Here is a 3,772-nt window from a genome sequence, read left to right as displayed (position 1 = left end):
CCAGCGGGGATAAATCCCCTCGCCACCAGTAGCCGTTCGCTCCGGATATTCGAATCCTGGCCCCGCTCCTCTTTTTGTCATGTTAAAGGAGGATAAGCGTGCCCATGCACGGGCCGATTGTATAAACGTCGGCCCTGCATAAAACAAGCGGACAAATGCGTTCGGTCGCGCGGGATTTGTGTGGTAACGTCCGCGCCCGCAAAAAACACCGGGCTGTTTTCGGATCGTCAAAACGATGAAAAAAGGTCCACTCCAGCAAGGTCGCGGCCTACAGAGCGGTTCCACGTTTCGCACACAAATTACGCACAGGCTTATCCACAGGTAGCACGTTGCATTCATCCCCCAAAACGCATTATCTTGTAGCCCGTCGCGCAAAAAACCCTACATGTAGGGTTTTCAGCTAAAAACCAAACACAAGTCGGACAGAGAATTCAAGCGCTTTTCTTGCCTTTGTCCGACTGAAACACCGCATTCCCCCACGACCAGACCGCCCCCTGCGGATGGTCATCGTTTCAAGGTCAAAACGACCAGAACGGTACGGGTGTTGCAGTCCATTGCAGGCACCTCTGCAATCCGGTTTCGAGCCCAGGCTCGAAGCCCAGAACTTCGGAAGGACGCGGCATTCAGGCCTGCTTCCTACTGTCCCGAAGTTGTTATACCCGGCGCCAGTCGGTTGTAGTGCTTCAGGACGGAACGGTGGGCACCGTGATGGTGCCCAAACAAACATAAAGAATGTGGAGACACCCATGCACACCGACACAACTCGCGAGAACCCGCAGGGCACCGCGCCGCTGGCCGCCGATTCGAACTCGGATCTGGCCGCTACCGCGCCTGGCCAGCTGCGTGTGATCAAGCGTAACGGCACTGTCGTTCCTTACACCGATGACAAGATCACCGTCGCCATCACCAAAGCGTTTCTCGCAGTTGAGGGCGGCACCGCCGCTGCTTCGTCGCGCATCCACGACACCGTGGCCCGCCTGACCGAACAGGTCACCGCGACCTTCAAGCGTCGCATGCCGTCGGGTGGCACCATCCACATCGAAGAAATCCAGGACCAGGTCGAACTGGCCCTGATGCGTGCCGGCGAGCAGAAAGTGGCGCGTGACTACGTGATCTACCGTGATTCCCGCGCCAAGGAACGCGCCATCCGCACCCCGGCTGACGCCCCGGTGCTGGCTCACCCTTCGATCCGCATCGCACGCGCCGACGGCAGCCTGGCGCCGTTGGACATGGGCCGCCTGAACACCATCGTCACCGAGGCCTGCGAAGGCCTGGAAGAAGTCGACGGCGATCTGATCCAGCGCGAAACCCTGAAAAACCTCTATGACGGCGTCGCCCTCAAGGACGTCAATACCGCCCTGGTGATGACCGCGCGGACCCTGGTAGAACGCGAGCCGAACTACTCCTTCGTGACCGCGCGCCTGCTGATGGACACCCTGCGTGCCGAAGGCCTGAGCTTCCTGGAAGTCGCCGAAAGCGCGACCCACCACGAAATGGTCGACCTGTACGCCAAGGCCCTGCCGGCCTACGTCGCCAAGGGTATCGAATTCGAATTGCTGAACCCGGTACTGGCCGAGTTCGACCTGGAAAAACTCGGCAAGGCGATCAACCACGAGCGTGACCAGCAGTTCACCTACCTGGGCCTGCAAACCCTGTACGACCGTTACTTCATCCACAAGGACGGTATCCGTTTCGAACTGCCGCAGATTTTCTTCATGCGCGTGGCCATGGGCCTGGCGATCGAAGAGAAGCAGCGTGAAGACCGCGCCATCGAGTTCTACAACCTGTTGTCGTCCTTCGACTACATGGCCTCGACCCCGACGCTGTTCAACGCCGGCACCCTGCGTCCACAACTGTCGAGCTGCTACCTGACCACCGTGCCGGATGACCTGTCGGGCATCTACGGCGCCATCCACGACAACGCCATGCTGTCCAAATTTGCCGGCGGCCTGGGCAACGACTGGACCCCGGTTCGCGCATTGGGCTCCTACATCAAGGGCACCAACGGCAAATCCCAGGGCGTGGTGCCGTTCCTCAAAGTGGTCAACGACACCGCGGTCGCGGTCAACCAGGGCGGCAAGCGCAAGGGCGCGGTGTGTGCCTACCTGGAAACCTGGCACATGGACATCGAAGAGTTCATCGAGCTGCGCAAGAACACCGGTGATGACCGTCGTCGCACCCACGACATGAACACCGCCAACTGGATCCCTGACCTGTTCATGAAGCGCGTCTTCGACGACGGCAAGTGGACCCTGTTCTCGCCGTCCGAAGTGCCCGACCTGCACGACCTGACCGGCAAGGCTTTCGAAGAGCGCTACGAGTATTACGAAGCCCTGACCGAGTACAACAAGATCAAGCTGTTCAAAGTCGTCCAGGCCAAAGACCTGTGGCGCAAGATGCTGTCGATGCTGTTCGAAACCGGCCACCCATGGCTGACCTTCAAGGACCCGTGCAACCTGCGCAGCCCGCAACAGCACGTGGGCGTGGTCCACAGCTCGAACCTGTGCACCGAGATCACCCTGAACACCAACAAGGACGAGATCGCGGTCTGCAACCTGGGCTCGATCAACCTGCCGAACCACATCGTCGATGGCAAGCTGGACACCGCCAAACTGCAACGCACCGTGAACACCGCCGTGCGCATGCTCGACAACGTGATCGACATCAACTACTACTCGGTGCCGCAAGCGAAGAACTCCAACTTCAAGCACCGTCCGGTTGGCCTGGGCATCATGGGCTTCCAGGACGCCCTGTACCTGCAGCACATCCCGTACGGTTCGGACGCTGCGGTGGAGTTCGCCGACAAGTCCATGGAAGCGGTCAGCTACTACGCTATCCAGGCTTCCTGCGACCTGGCCGACGAGCGCGGCGCCTACGAGACGTTCCAGGGTTCGCTGTGGTCCAAAGGCATCCTGCCGCTGGACTCGCAACAGATTCTGATCGAGCAACGCGGCCAGAAATACATCGACGTTGACCTGAACGAATCCCTGGACTGGGCACCGGTTCGCGCCCGTGTACAGAAAGGCATCCGTAACTCCAACATCATGGCCATCGCACCGACCGCCACCATCGCCAACATCACTGGCGTGTCGCAGTCGATCGAACCGACCTACCAGAACCTGTATGTGAAATCGAACCTGTCGGGCGAATTCACCGTGATCAACCCGTACCTGGTTCGCGACCTCAAGGCTCGCGGCCTGTGGGACTCGGTCATGATCAACGACCTGAAGTACTACGACGGTTCGGTGCAGCAGATCGAACGCATTCCGCAGGAGCTCAAGGAGCTCTACGCCACCGCGTTCGAAGTGGACACCAAGTGGATCGTCGACGCCGCCAGCCGTCGCCAGAAGTGGATCGACCAGGCTCAGTCGCTGAACCTGTACATCGCCGGTGCCTCGGGCAAGAAGCTGGACGTGACCTACCGCATGGCTTGGTACCGTGGCCTGAAAACCACCTACTACCTCCGTGCCCTGGCTGCCACCAGCACCGAGAAGTCGACCATCAACACCGGCAAGCTGAACGCAGTTTCCAGCGGCGGCAACCACGGTGACGATTCGGTCCTGGCAGCTCCTGCCGGTCCGGCCCCCGTGCCAAAGGCCTGCGCGATTGACGAGCCGGATTGCGAAGCTTGCCAATAAGCTGAGTGGGCGGGCGCTGCAAGGCGCTTGCTAAAGAACCCCCGATAGACCGCTGGTTTATCGGGGGTTTTCTTTTGCCTTGAGAAAAGTTGCGACTGGGCTGACTCCATCGCGAGCAGGCTCGCTCCCACATT

The 3,772-nt window shown here is 59.9% G+C and carries 1 protein-coding gene; it reads left to right on the top strand.

Annotated elements, in window-relative coordinates:
- Positions 1-746: 746 nt before the first annotated feature.
- Positions 747-3,638, top strand: a complete 2,892-nt coding sequence (locus HU811_RS25805; protein WP_092457259.1) for a ribonucleoside-diphosphate reductase subunit alpha — start codon at positions 747-749, stop codon at positions 3,636-3,638.
- Positions 3,639-3,772: the final 134 nt, after the last annotated feature.

The organism is Pseudomonas tehranensis, from assembly GCF_014268615.1.
Lineage (GTDB): Bacteria > Pseudomonadota > Gammaproteobacteria > Pseudomonadales > Pseudomonadaceae > Aquipseudomonas > Aquipseudomonas tehranensis.
Note: the sequence above shows the minus strand (reverse complement) of the source record. Positions and strands in the feature narration are given on the sequence as shown.